General features: G+C 38.9%; 11 protein-coding genes, 4 tRNA genes and 3 rRNA genes. All 18 read left to right on the top strand.

The window, feature by feature from the left end; genetic code table 11:
- Positions 1 to 33: 33 nt before the first annotated feature.
- The 18 genes from mfd (at position 34) to AC0GLY_RS05190 (ending at position 18,764) form a co-directional block, all read left to right on the top strand.
- Complete coding sequence (gene mfd / locus AC0GLY_RS05275) at positions 34 to 3,570, top strand: transcription-repair coupling factor (RefSeq protein WP_496611136.1); 3,537 nt, start codon at positions 34 to 36, stop codon at positions 3,568 to 3,570.
- Positions 3,560 to 3,847 carry an RNA-binding S4 domain-containing protein gene (locus AC0GLY_RS05270; protein WP_496611135.1) on the top strand — a complete coding sequence of 96 codons (288 nt, stop codon included), beginning with the start codon at positions 3,560 to 3,562 and terminating at the stop codon, positions 3,845 to 3,847. Before mfd ends, AC0GLY_RS05270 begins: the two co-directional genes overlap by 11 nt.
- A gap of 68 nt (positions 3,848 to 3,915) precedes the next feature.
- On the top strand, positions 3,916 to 4,290 hold the full coding sequence (locus tag AC0GLY_RS05265) for an FtsB family cell division protein (RefSeq protein WP_496611134.1): 375 nt from the start codon (positions 3,916 to 3,918) through the stop codon (positions 4,288 to 4,290).
- Between the two features lie 72 nt (positions 4,291 to 4,362).
- Positions 4,363 to 4,806: a S1 domain-containing RNA-binding protein gene (locus AC0GLY_RS05260; RefSeq protein ID WP_496611133.1), complete on the top strand. Its 444-nt coding sequence runs from the start codon at positions 4,363 to 4,365 to the stop codon at positions 4,804 to 4,806.
- Positions 4,807 to 4,855: 49 nt separating this feature from the next.
- Entirely contained in the window at positions 4,856 to 6,211 is a 1,356-nt protein-coding gene (gene tilS / locus AC0GLY_RS05255; protein ID WP_496611132.1) for a tRNA lysidine(34) synthetase TilS, read from the top strand.
- Positions 6,212 to 6,222: 11 nt separating this feature from the next.
- Positions 6,223 to 6,765 (top strand): hypoxanthine phosphoribosyltransferase, encoded by a 543-nt coding sequence (gene hpt, locus AC0GLY_RS05250; protein WP_496611131.1) that lies wholly within the window; start codon positions 6,223 to 6,225, stop codon positions 6,763 to 6,765.
- Between the two features lie 67 nt (positions 6,766 to 6,832).
- On the top strand, positions 6,833 to 8,887 hold the full coding sequence (gene ftsH, locus AC0GLY_RS05245; RefSeq protein ID WP_496611130.1) for an ATP-dependent zinc metalloprotease FtsH: 2,055 nt from the start codon (positions 6,833 to 6,835) through the stop codon (positions 8,885 to 8,887).
- Between the two features lie 63 nt (positions 8,888 to 8,950).
- Positions 8,951 to 9,844, top strand: coding sequence for an Hsp33 family molecular chaperone HslO (hslO, locus tag AC0GLY_RS05240; protein WP_496611129.1), 894 nt, complete (start codon positions 8,951 to 8,953; stop codon positions 9,842 to 9,844).
- Entirely contained in the window at positions 9,844 to 10,872 is a 1,029-nt protein-coding gene (gene dusB / locus AC0GLY_RS05235) for a tRNA dihydrouridine synthase DusB (protein WP_496611128.1), read from the top strand. Before hslO ends, dusB begins: the two co-directional genes overlap by 1 nt.
- An 88-nt stretch (positions 10,873 to 10,960) precedes the next feature.
- Positions 10,961 to 12,445, top strand: coding sequence for a lysine--tRNA ligase (gene lysS / locus AC0GLY_RS05230; RefSeq protein WP_496612256.1), 1,485 nt, complete (start codon positions 10,961 to 10,963; stop codon positions 12,443 to 12,445).
- A 342-nt stretch (positions 12,446 to 12,787) separates the two neighbouring features.
- Positions 12,788 to 14,364, top strand: a 16S ribosomal RNA gene (locus AC0GLY_RS05225).
- Positions 14,365 to 14,460: 96 nt separating this feature from the next.
- Positions 14,461 to 14,535, top strand: a tRNA-Ile gene (locus AC0GLY_RS05220).
- Positions 14,536 to 14,562: 27 nt separating this feature from the next.
- Positions 14,563 to 14,635 (top strand) — tRNA-Ala (locus tag AC0GLY_RS05215).
- Between the two features lie 168 nt (positions 14,636 to 14,803).
- A 23S ribosomal RNA gene (locus tag AC0GLY_RS05210) occupies positions 14,804 to 17,719 on the top strand.
- 84 nt (positions 17,720 to 17,803) lie between these two features.
- Positions 17,804 to 17,920, top strand: a 5S ribosomal RNA gene (gene rrf, locus AC0GLY_RS05205).
- The 16S, 23S and 5S rRNA genes sit together here with 4 tRNA genes alongside, the layout of an rRNA operon.
- A gap of 9 nt (positions 17,921 to 17,929) precedes the next feature.
- Positions 17,930 to 18,002 (top strand) — tRNA-Asn (locus AC0GLY_RS05200).
- Positions 18,003 to 18,060: 58 nt separating this feature from the next.
- Positions 18,061 to 18,133 (top strand) — tRNA-Thr (locus AC0GLY_RS05195).
- 244 nt (positions 18,134 to 18,377) lie between these two features.
- Positions 18,378 to 18,764 (top strand): MerR family transcriptional regulator, encoded by a 387-nt coding sequence (locus tag AC0GLY_RS05190; protein WP_496611127.1) that lies wholly within the window; start codon positions 18,378 to 18,380, stop codon positions 18,762 to 18,764.
- The last annotated feature ends 4 nt before the right edge of the window (positions 18,765 to 18,768 follow it).

The following is an 18,768-nucleotide window of genomic DNA, read 5'->3' as shown; positions in this document are numbered from 1 at the left end:
AAATCAAACTCAAATGAGAGAAGGAGGAGATTTATGCAATTAAATCAATTTTTTAAAGAACTTCCAGCATATCAAACTGTGTTGAATAATTTAAAGCCAAATGTTAAACAATTGGTGACGGGAACGAGTGGATCAGCACAAAAATTAATTTTAAGTGGCCTCTTAGATGATATCCAACAACCAATGATTTTCGTCACTGATACAATGGACCATGCTGATCAAGCCACTAAAGAATTTATGGAGGGCTTGCCGACTAGTCAAGTTTATGAATTTCCAGCAGAAGAACTAATTGCTGCAGAAATTGCGACTAGTTCTCCACAATATCGTTCTGCCAGGGTTAAAGCTATGCATGCTTTGCAGAGTGGAAAACCGATAGTTGTGGTAGTTTCAGCTTCAGGTTTAAAACGTTATCTTCCGCAACCATCGGATTTTAAAGCAGGAGAACTGACGGCAAAAATTGGTAGTGAATTTGATTTTGATAAGTTGCAGAACCAGTTAGCAAGCATGGGATATCTTCGAACTAATTTAGTTTCAGTTCCTGGGGAATTTGCGATTCGGGGATCAATCATTGATATTTATCCACTAAATTCTGATTATCCAATTCGGATGGACTTTTTTGATACTGAAGTTGATTCAATGCGGTATTTTGATGTAGCAACTCAACGAAGTATTGAAAATATTGAAAATTTAACGGTTTTACCAGCAACTGATTTTTTACCATCATTAGCTGATCGTCAGCACGGAATTAAAGCATTGACGAAACAACTTGAAAATGTTGAAAATAAGGATTTAATAAATAACATTAAGTTAATTATTAGTGATTTAGAAACTAAAGCAACAGATTCCTTGTGGCTGCAATATGCTGAATTTATTTTTCGTAAGGAAACTTCTATTTTAGATTATTTACCATCTCATGGAATTGTGATTTTTGATGATTATGCACGTATTCGTGATGCAAATAAGCAATTGGAAGTTGACCAAAGCAACTGGAAAACTTCTGTTATGCATAATGCCGAAATTTTTGAAAAGCAAAAATTTAGTTTAAACTTTAAAACGATAGTTGATGAAGATCAGCATCCTAAGTTATTACTTTCTTTATTTCAAAAGGGACTAGGCCGAATGAAACTAGATGATATCGTTGATATTAAAATTCGACCTATTCAACGTTTTTTTGGACAAATGCCTTTACTAAAAACTGAAATGAGTCGTTATAAACAAGAAAAGGCAACTGTAGTTGTGATGGTACCAAGTCAAGAGCGGATGCAAAAGGTTTCTCAAACGCTAATGGACTTTGATATGGAAACGATTCAAACAAACATTAACGAGATTCAACCTCAACGAATTCAGATCGTAACTGGTGATTTAGAGGTTGGATTTGAATTACCGTTAGCTAACTTAGTGGTGATTACCGAAAACGAATTATTTAAACGGGTTAACGAACGTCCTAAGCCTCGACAAATTCGGCACCAAACTTTTACGAATGCAGAACGAATTAAAAGCTATACTGATTTAAAACCAGGCGATTTTGTTGTCCATGTTAACCATGGAATTGGGCGTTACGATGGAATGAAAACTATGGAAGTTGATGGAAGACATCAGGACTACCTAACCATTACTTTTAAAGATGGGGCTCATATTTTTATTCCAGTAACGCAACTTAACTTAATTCAAAAGTATGTAGCTTCTGAAGGAAAACAACCACGGTTAAATAAACTGGGTGGAAATGAATGGGCTAAAACCAAAAGTAAAGTTTCCAAAAAAGTTGATGATATGGCTGATGAATTAGTTGACCTTTATGCGAAACGAGAACATGAAAAGGGCTTTGCCTTTCCTGTTGATGATGAATATCAAATTGCTTTTGATGAAGATTTTCCTTATCAACCAACTCCTGATCAAGTTCGAAGTACTGCCGAAATTAAGCATGACATGGAACAACCTCATCCAATGGATCGTTTATTGGTAGGTGATGTTGGTTTTGGAAAGACCGAGGTAGCAATGCGGGCTGCTTTTAAAGCCGTTGAAGCTGGAAAGCAAGTAGCTTTTTTAGTTCCAACCACAGTTTTGGCACAACAACACTATGAAACTTTAGTGAAACGATTTGCCAACTTTCCAGTTAGTATTGGAGTTTTATCAAGGTTTAATAGTGCCAAGCAAACTAAACAAGATTTAGCGGAATTAAAGGATGGAAAATTAGACATTGTGGTAGGTACTCATCGGCTTCTATCTAAAGATGTGGTTTTCAAAGATTTAGGGTTACTAATTGTTGATGAAGAGCAACGTTTTGGGGTAAAGGCAAAGGAAAAAATTAAATCTTTACGTTCAAACGTTGATGTTTTGACCTTAACTGCTACTCCAATTCCGCGCACCTTAAATATGTCAATGATGGGTGTACGTGATCTTTCAGTAATTGAAACTGCTCCTGCGAACCGTTACCCAATTCAAACTTATGTGATTGAACAAAATGATGCAACCATTGTCGATGGAATTCGGCGAGAAATGCAACGTGGTGGGCAAGTTTTTTATGTACACAATCGGGTTAAAGATATTGAACAAGTAGTAGGTAAATTAGAAAAGCTATTGCCAGATGCTCGAATTGCATATATTCATGGTCAAATGACTGAAACTCAAATGGAACGAATTTTGTATGATTTTGTAAATGGTGATTATGATGTTTTAGTAACAACAACTATTATTGAAACTGGGATTGATATGCCAAACGTTAATACTTTATTTTTGGAAAATGCTGATCATATGGGACTATCTCAGTTATATCAAATTCGAGGAAGAATTGGACGAAGTAACCGTGTTGGTCAGGCCTATTTTATGTATCAGCCCAATAAGGTGCTTACTGAAGAAGGAGAGAGTCGTTTAGAAGCCATTAAAGATTTTACCGAGCTAGGATCTGGCTTTAAAATCGCTATGCGAGATCTTTCCATTAGGGGAGCAGGAAATGTGTTAGGTAGTCAACAACATGGCTTTATTGATTCAGTTGGTTACGATATGTACACGAAAATGCTTTCTGATGCTGTGGCAGTCAAACAAGGAAAACAACAAAAAATTGATAAAACGGATGCGATGGTTGAATTGGGCATTGAAGCCTATCTTCCATCTGAATACATTGAAGACCAGCAGCAAAAAATTGAATTGTATAAGCGAATTCGGCAAATGGATAGTGTTGAACAGTTTACCGAATTACAAAATGATTTGATTGATCGTTTTGGGGAGTATCCAGCAGCAGTTGCCAATTTATTAGATGTTGATTTGATTAAAATGTTAGCAGATTATGACTTAATTACTAAAATCAGAAAAGATCAACAAAATATTGTAATAACGTTTAGTGCATTAGGAACAGAGCTTTATTCAAGCAAAGAACTTTTACAAGCAATTTCAAAGACGGAATTTCGTTCCACGATGAAACAACTTAATGATTGTTATCAAGTTAAACTAGTAATTCAACCAACCATGGAAGTGATTGATTGGCTAACCAACTTGAAAAAATTTGTACAAGAACTAGAAAAAATCAGGAATCAACACGAAAAAAGAGGAGAAAATGCAATAAATGAGAATTGATAAGTTTTTAAAAATTTCACGAATTATTAAACGTCGGCCCGTTGCAAAGAAAATTACAGACCAAGAGCGAGTATTTGTTAATGGGAAAGTAGCTAAGTCAGCTACAAAAGTAGGGATTGGTGATGAAATTTTAATCAAGTTTGGAAACAAAGAATTAACAGTTCGAGTGGACCAACTTTTACAGACCACCAAAAAAGCTGAATCTGATCAAATGTATACAGTCCTTGCTGAAAAATACGTTCGTGATTTTGATAAAGAATCAGAAGAGTTATTGTAAATTACAAATTGTTGATGTATCATAATTGAAAGACTAAGAATATTAATAAGTAGATGGAAGGGATTAAGTTGGAAAAACGCCAAAGCAACGTTGCTCAATTACATGCTAATCTTGGGACGCATAAGCAAAAAAGTCCTTTAATGTCACCTCGCCGTAAAAAACGAGCTTTGATTATTATGGGGATTATTGCAATTGTTGTAATTTGTTTAGGCATTCAACTTTATTCGACTAAGTCGCATCTTAACCAGGTCAATGCGCAAATTCGATCTGAAAAAAATAAACTTAAAAAACAAAAAACTAAAGCAAAAAACTTAAAGCAAAAAACTAAATTGCTTAAAAATGATGATTACGTTAAGGATTTAGCACATTCTAAATATGGATACTCACAAAAGGGTGAGACCAACTATCACTTAAGTAGTGATAAACAAACAAATAACAATTAATGGGAGTTCTGATGAACTTCCATTTTTAGTTATGTTATAATTAAAGGCAATATTATTTAGGAGGAACAGCAGTTGGCTCTCAAAGTAGGTGAAATTGTTACCGGAAAAGTTTCTGGGATAACAGGATTTGGTGCGTTTATTGACTTGGGCAATCAGCAAAATGGATTAGTACATATTAGTGAGGTTTCTGATGGTTTCATTAAAGACATCCATGATGTTTTAACGGTTGGTGATGAAGTTAAAGTTAAGGTAATGAAAATTGGCGATGATGGTAAAATTGGATTGTCGATTCGAGCAGCTAGTGATAATTCAAAAACAGTTGATAAGCCTCATCATACATCTAGACCTAAGTCACAAACGCATTTGTCTAGTTCAGCTCATGGTAAACATGAACGTAAGCCGGAAAAATTTGATGATTTGCTTTCTAACTTTTTGAAAAAATCAGAAAGTCGTTTATCGGATATAAAAAAGAATACGGAAGGTAAACGTGGTGGCCGAGGCGGTCGTCGTAGTTAATTATTGACTGAGCATTTAGATGCTTGGTTTTTTTATTAGGGGGATTTTAGTGGATTTACAAACTAAATTTGAACAAAAAATACTTCAGCAAAAGTGGTGGGAAAAAGATCAACCTGTAATTGTTGCAGTTTCAACTGGGGTCGATTCGATGCTGCTTTTAAATTTGTTGCAGGAATTAAATCAGTTACGACCTAAAATAATTGTGGCTCACGTCAATCACCAGCTAAGAAACCAAAGTAAAATTGAAGAATCATACTTAAAAAAGTATTGTCAGCAACAGCATTTAACCTTGACCGTTAAGCATTGGGATCATGACCAACTAGATAAGGGAGTGGAAGAACAAGCCCGCCAATTTCGATATGCTTTTTTTAAAGATTTGATGCAGGAAACTGGTGCTAAAGTCGTTGTCACTGCCCACCAACAAAATGATCAAGCAGAAACGGTTCTAATGAAATTGATTCGTTCGGGTAATTTGAACGAAGTAGCGGGGATTAAGCCTGTCCGTAGTTTCGCTGAAGGGAAACTGATTCGTCCATTGTTAGATTTTAGTCGTGCTGAAATTGAAAAGGCAGCTACAACTAAACACTTAGTCTGGTTTGAAGACAAGACTAATCAAATAGATGATGTACAACGGAACCGAATTCGGCATCATGTACTTCCCCAATTGATACGGGAAAATGATCAAGCAGTTGCCCATTTAGCAGAATTTGCTCAAAATTTACAGCAACAAAATCAAAATTATCATCAATTGGTTGAGCAAAAATTAGTACAATTTCCGCTTTTTAAACGAACTAAAAGTACAATTGAAATTGGAGACTATCGTGAAATAAAATTACTAGATCCAGTTTTACAGCAAATGGTACAGAAATTGGTTCCAGTTCAATTAACTAAATCTCAACTTGTTGAAATTAAGCAACTTTTACAAAATTCTCGTAAACCACAAGGATCTATACAACTTGGAAATGGCTTAGAATTTCAAAAAGTTTATCAAAAAATGAAAATTAGAAAAATACAAAATGAGAACAAAACTTTTCGTGAAACCTCAGATTTTATGGTAGTATTAAATCACTGGTATGAATTGTCAAATGGCAATTCAGTTGCTATTTTTGATTCTGAAAGTGCCCCAATTGGGAATTATCAAAGACGTAGTGAGTTCTGGTTAAACCAGACTCAATTTCCTCTGCAAATTCGACCAAGTTTAGAGCATGATTACATTAAATTGAAAGGAGGAGGGCGAAAAAAACTTCGTCGCGTCTTAATTGATCATAAAGTTCCTAATGAGCAACGAAAATTAACAGCTTCATTGGTTACTCATGATAATGAGGTACTTTCAATTTTGGGTATTCAGGAAAGTAGCACAAAAAAAGCAAAACAAACAAAGTTGTACGTATTATTAGTTAAATAAGGAGATTATTAATGAACGACGATATCCAAAAGGTCCTCTATAGTGAAGCAAAAATTCAAGAAGCCTGTAACAACTTGGGTCAACAACTAACTAACGATTACCAGGGCAAGACTCCTTTAGTAGTTTGTGTTCTCAAAGGGGCGGTTCCTTTCATGGCTGATGTAATTAAACAAATGAATATCTATATGGATCTTGACTTTATTGATGTTTCTAGCTATAAAGGTGGAACGGTCTCAACTGGTGAGGTTGAACTTGTAAAAGATCTTGATACTGATGTCAAAGGGCGAGATGTTTTGTTTATTGACGATATTATTGATACTGGCCGGACTTTGGATTATCTCAAAATGTTGCTCAAAAATCGTGGAGCAAACTCAGTTAAAGTATGTACTTTGATGGATAAACCTGAAGCACGAAAAGTTGATACCGTTACGGCTGACTATGTTGGTTTTGAAGTTCCAAATGAGTTTTTAGTAGGATATGGATTGGATTATCAAGGGAAATATCGGAATTTGCCTTACGTTGGAGTATTAAAACCTGAAGTTTACAAGGCTTAATAATCGTTTCAAACCACTAAAAGTGATAATATTTGTTTGTTAAGCAATAAAAATATGGAGGACACAAATGAAAAATAATAAAAATGGACTTTTTAAAAGCAGTCTGTTTTATATCATCGTCTTTGTGTTAGCAATGGGAGTAATCCTTTTTGCAACTGGTGGTGGGGCTGGAAGCAGTTCTGCTCAAAGTCAAAAGATTCAATCAAGTCAGTTTACTAATGATTTGAAAGGCAATAAAATTAAAAGCTTTGCAATTGAATCTGGTGACGGTGTTTATAAAGTAACTGGAGAGTATCGAACTCCACAAAAAGTTAAACAAGATAGTGGATTAGCTTTTAATGTTAGTTCACGTGGAATTTCTAAAGCACCAAAAGAAACTGCTAAAACTAGCAAGTTTACAACTAATGTGGTAAAAACTGATTCTTCAATAAAAGAAATTAATGAATTGGCCAAAGCCCATAATGTTAAAACAAACGCTAAACAAACTCAGTCAAATGGATTTTGGTTAAACTTAATTGTCTCCATTCTTCCATTGATTATTTTCATTTATCTATTCTATATGATGATGAAACAAGCTGGTGGAGGAGCTGGTGGTCCTGGTGGAGTAATGAAAGTTGGAAAAAGCCAAGCCAAACCAGTTAAAAGTAAAGTTCGCTTTAAAGATGTTGCTGGAGAAGATGAAGAAAAGCAAGAACTTGTTGAAGTTGTTGAATTTCTAAAGGATCCAAAGAAATTTACTAAATTAGGAGCCGAGATTCCTAAAGGGGTTCTTTTAGAGGGTCCTCCAGGAACTGGTAAAACATTACTTGCTAAAGCAGTTGCTGGTGAAGCTGGAGTACCATTTTTCTCTCTCTCTGGTTCAGACTTCGTAGAAATGTTTGTTGGAGTTGGTGCCAGTCGAGTTCGTGATTTATTTGCTCAGGCTAAAAAGAATGCTCCAGCCATTATTTTCATCGATGAAATTGATGCTGTGGGACGAAAACGTGGTGCAGGTATGGGTGGAGGACATGATGAACGTGAACAAACCCTTAACCAATTATTAGTTGAAATGGATGGATTTTCTGGTAATGCAGGAGTAATTGTAATTGCTGCTACTAACCGTGCTGATGTCCTTGATCCTGCGTTAACTCGTCCAGGTCGTTTTGATCGTAAAATTTTGGTTGGACAACCAGACGTCCGAGGTCGTGAGGCTATTCTTAAAGTTCATTCTAAAGATAAACCAATGGGACCTGATGTTGACTTAAAAGAAATTGCAAAACAAACACCTGGCTTTGTCGGAGCTGACTTAGCTAATTTGCTTAATGAAGCTGCTTTATTAGCTGCACGACGTGATGGTAAAGTTATTACCGCAGCTGATATGGATGAAGCTGAAGACCGAGTAATTGCTGGGCCTGCTAAACGGAATCGAATGATCAGCCAACATGAACGAGAAGTTGTTGCTAATCATGAAGCTGGGCATACTATTGTTGGGTTAGTATTGAATGATGCGCGAGTAGTTCATAAGGTTACGATTGTCCCACGTGGTCGGGCTGGAGGATATGCAATTGTACTTCCAAAGGAAGACCAACAATTGCTTTCTAAGAAAGATGCTCTCGAACAAATTGCTGGAATGATGGGTGGACGAAGTGCGGAAGAAATTGTGTTTAATTCCGAATCTTCTGGTGCTTCAAATGATTTCCAACAAGCAACTCAAATTGCTCGTGCAATGGTAACTCAGTATGGGATGACTGATGAATTAGGAACCGTTGCCTTAGAAGATCCTAATGCTGATCCTTATGCATCACCTAAGTATTCTCAAGATACTGCAGCTAAAATTGATGCCCAAGTTAAACGCTTTACTGATGAAGGACATAAAAAAGCACGTGAAATCATTGAAAATCATCGTGAACAACATAAGTTAATTGCAGATGCATTACTTAAATATGAGACACTTGATGAAAAACAAATCTTAAGTTTATACAATACTGGTAAAATGCCTGAAGAACAAAAGACTGAACCAGCTAATGAACAAGAGACTTTTACTGAAGCTAAAAAGGTTGCAGAAAAAAAAGATAATGCTCAAGAAGAAAAGCTTGAGAGTCAAATTAAAAAAGATGATGAACACAAAGATTCACAAGATTAAAATAACGCAAAAGAACGTGAGCAGAAGTGCTAGCGTTCTTTTCGAATTTAAGGAGAAATTAAAATGAAGGAAAATGATGTACTAGTTAAAGCTTTGACTAAAGATCAGAATTTTCGGGTATATGCGATTAATGCTACTGGTGTAGTTGATTACGCACAAAAAAATCATGATTTATGGAGTACTTCAGCGGCAGCCTTAGGAAGAACTTTAATAGCAACGTTATTGTTAGCTAATTCAGCACTTAAGGGAAAAGAAACTATGACAGTTCGTTTGAATGGCCAAGGTCCCGTTGGTTTTATGGTACTTGATGCTGATGCAAATGGTCACATTAAAGGATACATTCAACATCCTCACGTTAACTTACCTTTGAATAAAGCTGGAAAAATTGATGTGGCAAAAGGGGTTGGAACTGATGGGTTTTTGGAAGTTTTGAAGAATCAAGGCGGAAAAGAGCCATATACTAGTAGTGTTCCTTTAGCAAGTGGTGAAATCGGCGATGATTTTACTTATTATTTAGCGATGTCAGAACAAATTCCTTCTGTAGTAGGGGTTTCAGTTGATATTAATGGTAAAAATCAAGTCGAAAAAGCAGGTGGATTTTTGATTCAAACTATGCCGGGAGCTGATTCTGATGCTATTTCTAGCTTAGAAAAGAAGTTAAAGAAACTTCCTAGTATCCCTACTATGTTAAATGAAGACTCTAATCCTGAACAGATTCTTGATGCAGTGTTTGGAAAAGATAATTTAAACATTGTACAACAACTTCCAGTATCGTTTGAGTGTAATTGTTCCAAAGCAAAGTTTGCTCAAGACATTTCAGGAATTGGTAAAAAAGACTTACAACAATTAATCGATGAAGACCATGGTGCAGAAGTGGTTTGTAATTTCTGTGGGAAAAAATATAATTTTACTGAAGAAGATTTAATTAAAATGATGAATGAAAAGGAAAAAAGTTAATGAGTAAAGATAGAACTTGGAAATTAGGAAATGTTCAAATTGATAATCCACTAGTTGTTGCACCAATGGCTGGAGTAACTAATTCGGCATTTCGTTTGATTTGTAAAAAATTTGGTGCTGGATTAGTGGTTTGCGAAATGATCTCTGATCGGGGAATTATGTACAATAACCAAAAGACCCTTGATATGGTTAATGTAGAGGCAACTGAACATCCCATGAGTATTCAAATTTTTGGCGGGAATAAGGATACATTAGTTAATGCTGCTAAATTTATCGATCAAAAAACTGAAGCTGATGTAATTGACATCAACATGGGGTGTCCAGTTAATAAAGTTATTAAGTGTGAAGCTGGAGCTCGCTGGTTATTAAATCCCGATAAGGTTTATGAAATGGTTTCAGCGGTGACAGCAGCGGTTGAAAAGCCAGTTACAGTTAAGATGAGAACTGGCTGGGATGATGAACATTTGTATGCAGTTAAAAATGCATTAGCTGCAGAAAAAGCTGGTGCAGCAGCAGTTGCCATGCATGGACGAACCCGGGAACAAATGTATATGGGTCATGCTAACTGGGAAATTTTAAAGGAAGTTTCTGATGCATTGACAATTCCATTCATTGGAAATGGAGACGTTACTTCTCCTCAAATGGCAAAACAGATGTTAGATGAAGTAGGTGCCACTGCAGTAATGATGGGTCGTGCAGTGGAAGGTAATCCCTGGATTTTAGAACAAACTAAGCATTACCTTGAAACTGGCGAATTATTACCAACTCCTGGAATTGCAGATCAAATGCAGGTTGCTAAAGACCATTTACATGGATTGGTTGAACTTAAAGGTGATTATGTTGGAGTTCATCAATTTAGAGGACAGGCAGCTTATTATTTAAAGGGTTATTCGCATTCTGCTAGAGCTAAAGTTGCAATTACTAGTGCTGAAACTGAGGATGAAATGATTAAAATTATGGACGATTTTGTAGCACAAACAGAAGCTCGGAATAAAAAACGTTCAGTGAGAACGCATGAACGAGTTTAGTTATGTTAAAATTAAACTAGTTATTTAGTAGTTTGGAGGAATTATAGTGGCTCAAGATCCTAAGCAAAAAAGAAAACAAGAAAGACAAATGAATGATCAAATGCGGGTTCGTCATGAAAAAATGGACGAATTACGTGAAGAGGGAATCGATCCTTTCGGTCATGAATTCAAGCCAACTGCTTTGGCAAAGAATTTAACTGAAGAATATGACAAATATTCAAAAGAAGAATTAGAAGCTAAAGATGTGACAGTTACCATTGCCGGTAGGATGGTAGCTAAACGTGGAAGTGGTAAGGTTGGATTTGCTGATATTTTAGATCGTTCTGGCAGAATTCAAATTTATATTCGTAAAGATATTGTTGGAGAAGAAAAATATCATGTCTTTAAACGTTCAGATATTGGTGATTTTCTCGGGTTTACTGGTGAAGTAATCAAGACTGATATGGGACAATTGACCATTAAGGTTACTGATGTAACATTTTTATCAAAAGCACTTCGCCCCCTTCCCGATAAATTTCATGGCTTGCAAAATAAAGAGCAAAAGTATCGTCAACGTTACTTGGATCTAATTTCTAATCGTGAAAGTTTTGATCGTTTTCAAAAACGAGCTAAAATTATCAGTGCCATTAGAAACTTTTTAGATAATGAAATGGATTTTACAGAAGTAGAGACGCCAGTATTGCATGCATCTGCTGGGGGAGCATCTGCTCGTCCATTTATTACTCACCACAATGCTTTAGATATTCAATTATATCTTCGAATTGCCCTTGAACTTCACCTTAAACGTTTAATCGTAGGAGGAATGGGTCGTGTGTACGAAATTGGTCGAGTTTTTAGAAATGAAGGTATGGATAAAGAACATAATCCTGAATTTACAGAATTAGAAAGTTACGCTGCTTACTTTGACTTTAAAGATGTTATGGATGAAACTGAAGGAATCTTCCGGGCAGCTGCTAAAGTAGTTACTGATAATGGGAAAGTCACTTATCAAGGGAATGAAGTTGACTTAGATAAGCCTTATAAGCGTATTCATATGGTTGATGCTATCAAAGAAGTTACGGGAGTTGATTTTTGGCCAACTATGTCAGTTGATGAAGCTCGTAAATTAGCAGATGAACATCATGTAAAATATGAAAATTATTGGAAAGTTGGACATATCATTAATGAATTCTTTGAAGAGTTTGTTGAACCAACGATAGTTGATCCTACGTTTGTTTATGGTCATCCAATTGAAATTTCACCATTGGCAAAGAAAAATGCTACTGATCCTCGATTTACTGATCGTTTTGAACTTTATATTCTTGGTAATGAATATGCTAATGCCTTTTCTGAATTAAATGATCCAATTGATCAAAGAAAACGCTTTGAAGCTCAAGTTGCAGAACGTGAAGCGGGAAATGATGAAGCTCAAGGCATTGATGAAGATTATATTAAAGCTTTGGAATATGGAATGCCACCTACTGGAGGACTGGGAATTGGAATTGATCGTTTAGTAATGCTTTTAACTGATGCACCATCTATTCGTGATGTTTTATTGTTTCCAACTATGCGTCCAGAGGAAGATCAAAATTAATAATTTTGGTTAGCGCTTGAATTCAATTCGAATTCAAGCGCTTTTTATTTATTTTTTTCAGATTATTGACAATTATAAAAGAAGCAGGTAATATATTATTTGTTCGTGATAACTTATAGTTGTTTTTTGATGGAAAAAGAATTTATTTCTTGACATTTTATATTTAACAATGTAATATATTATATGCGCTGTAAATGGTGCTTGAGTAGATCTTTGAAAACTGAACAAGATTTTGATTACAATAAAGTGTAAGGATAATTTTTAAACTTGGTTTAGAAATTAAACAAATGCAATGTCAATTTGCAAAAACAAATAAATAAGAGCTAGTAAAGTTCTCATTTCTAAAATGAGAGTTTGATCCTGGCTCAGGACGAACGTTGGCGGCGTGCCTAATACATGCAAGTCGAACGAAGTCGCCCATTTGAAGTTTGGTGCTTGCACCAAACTGATTTTGGATCCGACTGAGTGGCGAACTGGTGAGTAACACGTGGGTAACCTGCCCAGAAGAAGGGGATAACACCTGGAAACAGATGCTAATACCGTATAACAACAAGAACCACATGGTTCTTGTTTGAAAGCTGGCCTTGGTGCTAGTGCTTTTGGATGGACCCGCGGCGTATTAGCTAGTTGGTGAGATAATAGCTCACCAAGGCAATGATACGTAGCAGACCTGAGAGGGTAATCTGCCACAATGGGACTGAGACACGGCCCATACTCCTACGGGAGGCAGCAGTAGGGAATCTTCCACAATGGACGAAAGTCTGATGGAGCAACGCCGCGTGAGTGAAGAAGGGTTTCGGCTCGTAAAACTCTGTTGTTAGAGAAGAACGGCTGTGAGAGTAACTGCTCACAGTGTGACGGTATCTAACCAGAAAGTCACGGCTAACTACGTGCCAGCAGCCGCGGTAATACGTAGGTGGCAAACGTTGTCCGGATTTATTGGGCGTAAAGGGAGCGCAGGCGGTTTATTAAGTCTGATGTGAAAGCCTTCGGCTTAACCGGAGAAGTGCATCGGAAACTGATAAACTTGAGTGCAGAAAAGGATAGTGGAACTTCATGTGTAGCGGTGAAATGCGTAGATATATGAAGGAACACCAGTGGCGAAGGCGGCTATCTGGTCTGTAACTGACGCTGAGGCTCGAAAGCATGGGTAGCAAACAGGATTAGATACCCTGGTAGTCCATGCCGTAAACGATGAATGCTAGGTGTTGGAAGGTTTCCGCCTTTCAGTGCCGCAGCTAACGCATTAAGCATTCCGCCTGGGGAGTACGACCGCAAGGTTGAAACTCAAAGGAATTGACGGGGACCCGCACAAGCGGTGGAGCATGTGGTTTAATTCGATGCTACGCGAAGAACCTTACCAGGACTTGACATCTTCTGCCACTCTAAGAGATTAGAGGTTCCCTTCGGGGACAGAATGACAGGTGGTGCATGGTTGTCGTCAGCTCGTGTCGTGAGATGTTGGGTTAAGTCCCGCAACGAGCGCAACCCTTGTCTTTAGTTGCCAGCATTAAGTTGGGCACTCTAGAGAGACTGCCGGTGATAAACCGGAGGAAGGTGGGGACGACGTCAAATCATCATGCCCCTTATGTCCTGGGCTACACACGTGCTACAATGGACGATACAACGAGTTGCGAAACCGCGAGGTCAAGCTAATCTCTTAAAGTCGTTCTCAGTTCGGATTGCAGTCTGCAACTCGACTGCATGAAGTTGGAATCGCTAGTAATCGTGGATCAGCATGCCACGGTGAATACGTTCCCGGGTCTTGTACACACCGCCCGTCACACCATGAGAGTTTGTAACACCCAAAGTCGGTTGGATAACCTTTTAGGAGTCCGCCGCCTAAGGTGGGACAGATGATTAGGGTGAAGTCGTAACAAGGTAGCCGTAGGAGAACCTGCGGCTGGATCACCTCCTTTCTAAGGAATAATTCGGAACCTTACATTAATCAAAATCTTGCTCAGTTTTGAGAGTATCTACTCTCTTATTTAAATATTCATAGTATTCGCTTTTTTGGGCCTATAGCTCAGCTGGTTTAGAGCGCACGCCTGATAAGCGTGAGGTCGGTGGTTCGAGTCCACTTAGGCCCATACCGGAAAGTCGGTTTTGAATATTATGGGGAATTAGCTCAGCTGGGAGAGCACCTGCTTTGCAAGCAGGGGGTCAGCGGTTCGATCCCGCTATTCTCCATTGACACGTTAGTGTCATTTTTGTTCTTTGAAAACTAGATAATATTATTTTCTGTAATAATTATATTTTTATATAATTGAACCGAGAAATAACCATTGTGTTATTTTTGAGTTTTTTAATTAGTTTTAATCGCTAAAACTCAAATAATTTATAATCCGTCGGATTATAGGTTAAGTTAATAAGGGCGCATGGTGAATGCCTTGGTACTAGGAGCCGATGAAGGACGCAACTAACTGCGATAAGCTTCGGGGAGCTGTACGTAAGCTTTGATCCGGAGATTTCCGAATGAGGAAACTCGACCAGTGTTATGACTGGTCACTGCATAGTGAATACATAGCTATGCAGAGGCAGACGTGGGGAACTGAAACATCTAAGTACCCACAGGAATATAAAGAAATTTCGATTCCCTAAGTAGCGGCGAGCGAACGGGGAATAGCCCAAACCGAACCCTTGTGGTTCGGGGTTGTAGGACTGAACATTTGAGTTACAAAAGTATTTGATAGTTGAAGTAGTTGGGAAACTACACCAAAGAGAGTGATAGTCTCGTAAATGAAATCAAATACCCTCAGTTCAGGATCCTGAGTACGGCGACACACGTGAAACGTCGTCGGAATCTGGGAGGACCATCTCCCAAGGCTAAATACTCCCTAGTGACCGATAGTGAACCAGTACCGTGAGGGAAAGGTGAAAAGCACCCCGGAAGGGGAGTGAAATAGTTCCTGAAACCATGTGCCTACAAGCAGTCAGAGCCCGTTAATGGGTGATGGCGTGCCTCTTGTAGAATGAACCGGCGAGTTACAGTTGCATGCAAGGTTAAGCCGAAAAAGCGGAGCCGTAGCGAAAGCGAGTCTTAATAGGGCGCCATAGTATGTTGCCGTAGACCCGAAACCAGGTGATCTACCCATGTCCAGGATGAAAGTGCGGTAATACGCACCGGAGGTCCGAACCCGTGTACGTTGAAAAGTGCTGGGATGAGGTGTGGGTAGCGGTGAAATTCCAAACGAACTTGGAGATAGCTGGTTCTCTCCGAAATAGCTTTAGGGCTAGCCTCGGAATTAGAATCATGGAGGTAGAGCCACTGTTTGAGCAAGGGGTCCATCTAGGATTACTGAGTTCAGATAAACTCCGAATACCATTGATTTATGTCCGGGAGTCAGACGATGAGTGATAAGATCCATCGTCGAAAGGGGAACAGCCCAGACCGCCAGTTAAGGTCCCTAAATATATGCTAAGTGGAAAAGGAAGTGGAGTTGCATAGACAACTAGAATGTTGGCTCAGAAGCAGCCACCATTTAAAGAGTGCGTAATAGCTCACTAGTCGAGTGATTCTGCGCCGAAAATTTACCGGGGCTAAGCATATTACCGAGACTGCGGACGCAACTACGTTGCGTGATAGGAGAGCGTTCTAAGGGCAATGAAGGTAGACCGTAAGGACTGCTGGAGCGCTTAGAAGTGAGAATGCCGGTATGAGTAGCGAAAGATCAGTGAGAATCTGATCCACCGAATGACTAAGGTTTCCTGGGGAAGGCTCGTCCACCCAGGGTTAGTCGGGACCTAAGCCGAGGCTGAGAAGCGTAGGCGATGGATAACAGGTTGAGATTCCTGTACTAGTTAATTATGTTTGAACGATGGAGGGACGCAGTAGGCTAAGATTAGCACACGAATGGAAAGGTGTGTTCAAATCGTAAGTCAGTTTAAGAGTTAAATGCTTTTAAGCGAGTTGACAAGCGATGATGAGGATCGAAATTTAAGTAGAGAAGGATCTGACGTCACACTGCCGAGAAAAGCTTCTAGTTAGTAATTAATTACCCGTACCGCAAACCGACACAGGTAGTCGAGGAGAGTATCCTCAGGTGAGCGAGAGAACTATCGTTAAGGAACTCGGCAAAATGACCCCGTAACTTCGGAAGAAGGGGTGCTGGCCTCACGGCCAGCCGCAGTGAAAAGACTCAAACGACTGTTTATCAAAAACACAGGTTTATGCAAAATCGTAAGATGAAGTATATGGGCTGACGCCTGCCCGGTGCTGGAAGGTTAAGTGGAAGTGTTAGCTTCGGCAAAGCACCGAAATGAAGCCCCAGTAAACGGCGGCCGTAACTATAACGGTCCTAAGGTAGCGAAATTCCTTGTCGGGTAAGTTCCGACCCGCACGAAAGGCGTAACGATTTGAGTACTGTCTCAACGATAGACTCGGTGAAATTAAGATACCTGTGAAGAAGCAGGTTACCCGCGACAGGACGGAAAGACCCCATGGAGCTTTACTGTAGCTTGATATTGGGTGTTTACATAACTTGTACAGGATAGGTAGGAGCCATAGAAGCCGGGACGCTAGTCTCGGTGGAGGCGTCAGTGGGATACTACCCTTGTTATGTGAACACTCTAACCCTGCGCACTGATCGTGCGCGGAGACAGTGTCTGGTTGGCAGTTTGACTGGGGCGGTCGCCTCCTAAATAGTAACGGAGGCGCTCAAAGGTTTGCTTAGAATGGTTGGAAATCATTCCAAAAGTGTAAAGGCAAAAGCAAGCTTGACTGCGAGACATACAGGTCGAGCAGGGACGAAAGTCGGACTTAGTGATCCGGTGGTACCAAATGGAAGGGCCATCGCTCAACGGATAAAAGCTACCCTGGGGATAACAGGCTTATCTCCCCCAAGAGTTCACATCGACGGGGAGGTTTGGCACCTCGATGTCGGCTCATCGCATCCTGGGGCTGTAGTTGGTCCCAAGGGTTGGGCTGTTCGCCCATTAAAGCGGTACGCGAGCTGGGTTCAGAACGTCGTGAGACAGTTCGGTCCCTATCCGTCGCGGGCGCAGGAAATTTGAGAGGAGCTGTCCCTAGTACGAGAGGACTGGGATGGACATACCGCTGGTGTATCAGTTGCGCCGCCAGGCGCATTGCTGAGTAGCTATGTATGGATGAGATAAACGCTGAAAGCATCTAAGTGTGAAACTCGCCTCAAGATGAGATTTCCCATTCCTATATGGAAGTAAGACTCCTGAAAGATGATCAGGTAGATAGGTTAGAAGTGGAAGCGTAGTGATACGTGAAGCGGACTAATACTAATCAGTCGAGGACTTAACCAAGTAGAATGAAGATTCAATGGAAGTTAATCGGAAGAAAATAATATTGTCTAGTTTTGAGAGAACGAAGTTCTCACAAAAAAGTAGTGTGGTGGCGATAGCCTGAAGGATACACCTGTTCCCATGCCGAACACAGAAGTTAAGCTTCAGCACGCCAAAAGTAGTTGGGGGATCGCCCCCTGCGAGGATAGGACGTTGCCGCGCGTCTATTATTCCGACATAGCTCAGTTGGTAGAGCACCTGACTGTTAATCAGGTTGTCGACGGTTCGAGCCCGCCTGTCGGAGTTAAATCAAAAGCGTTAACTGCTTGGTTAGCGCTTTTGATTTATATGCTAATATTTTTGCTGATTTAGCTTAGTTGGTAGAGCATCGGCATCGTAAACCGAAGGTCGGAGGTTCGACTCCTCTAATCAGCATATTAAGGATATCTATTTACTATTATCGATAATGCTTGTATAAAAACATTGTTGATATAATTCATATTGCATAACATAGAATAGTATGTAATTTATGGTATACAAGTTGCATACATTCAAAAAAAGAAATAAATCATTTGATGTATTTCTTTTTTTTTATTTTCTTATGTCACAAAATGTTACATTAATAGTTGACCATTTATTTAAATACTTCTATGATTACTATCAATGAGGAGCTATTGATATGAGTGAAAAAGATTTAAGACGCTCAATGGCAGTTTTGCCGATGGGTACAGTAATGAAATTAACATCGCTAACAGCGCGCCAGATTAGATATTATGATGATTGTGGTTTAGTAAAATCTAAGCGTACTGAAAGTAATCGTCGCCTTTATTCATTGAATAATATTGATCGAATTCTAGAAGTGAAAGATTACTTGGATGAAGGAATGAATATTGAACAGGTAAAGCGTGTTTACGAAAAACAACGTCGTCGTTTAGCTAATAAGCAAAATAATCAACGGCAAAGTGTTAGTGATGAAAGAGTTCGTGAGTACCTTCATGATGATATCATGAAAGCCGGTGGCTTCTATGTTGATAAAAATCCTCAATTCAAACACGGTCATTTATAAAAGG

This window comes from Fructilactobacillus sp. YLN 2507 (assembly GCF_059614085.1).
The sequence above is the reverse complement of the archived record's forward strand: the minus strand, read 5'-3'. Positions and strand labels throughout refer to the sequence as shown.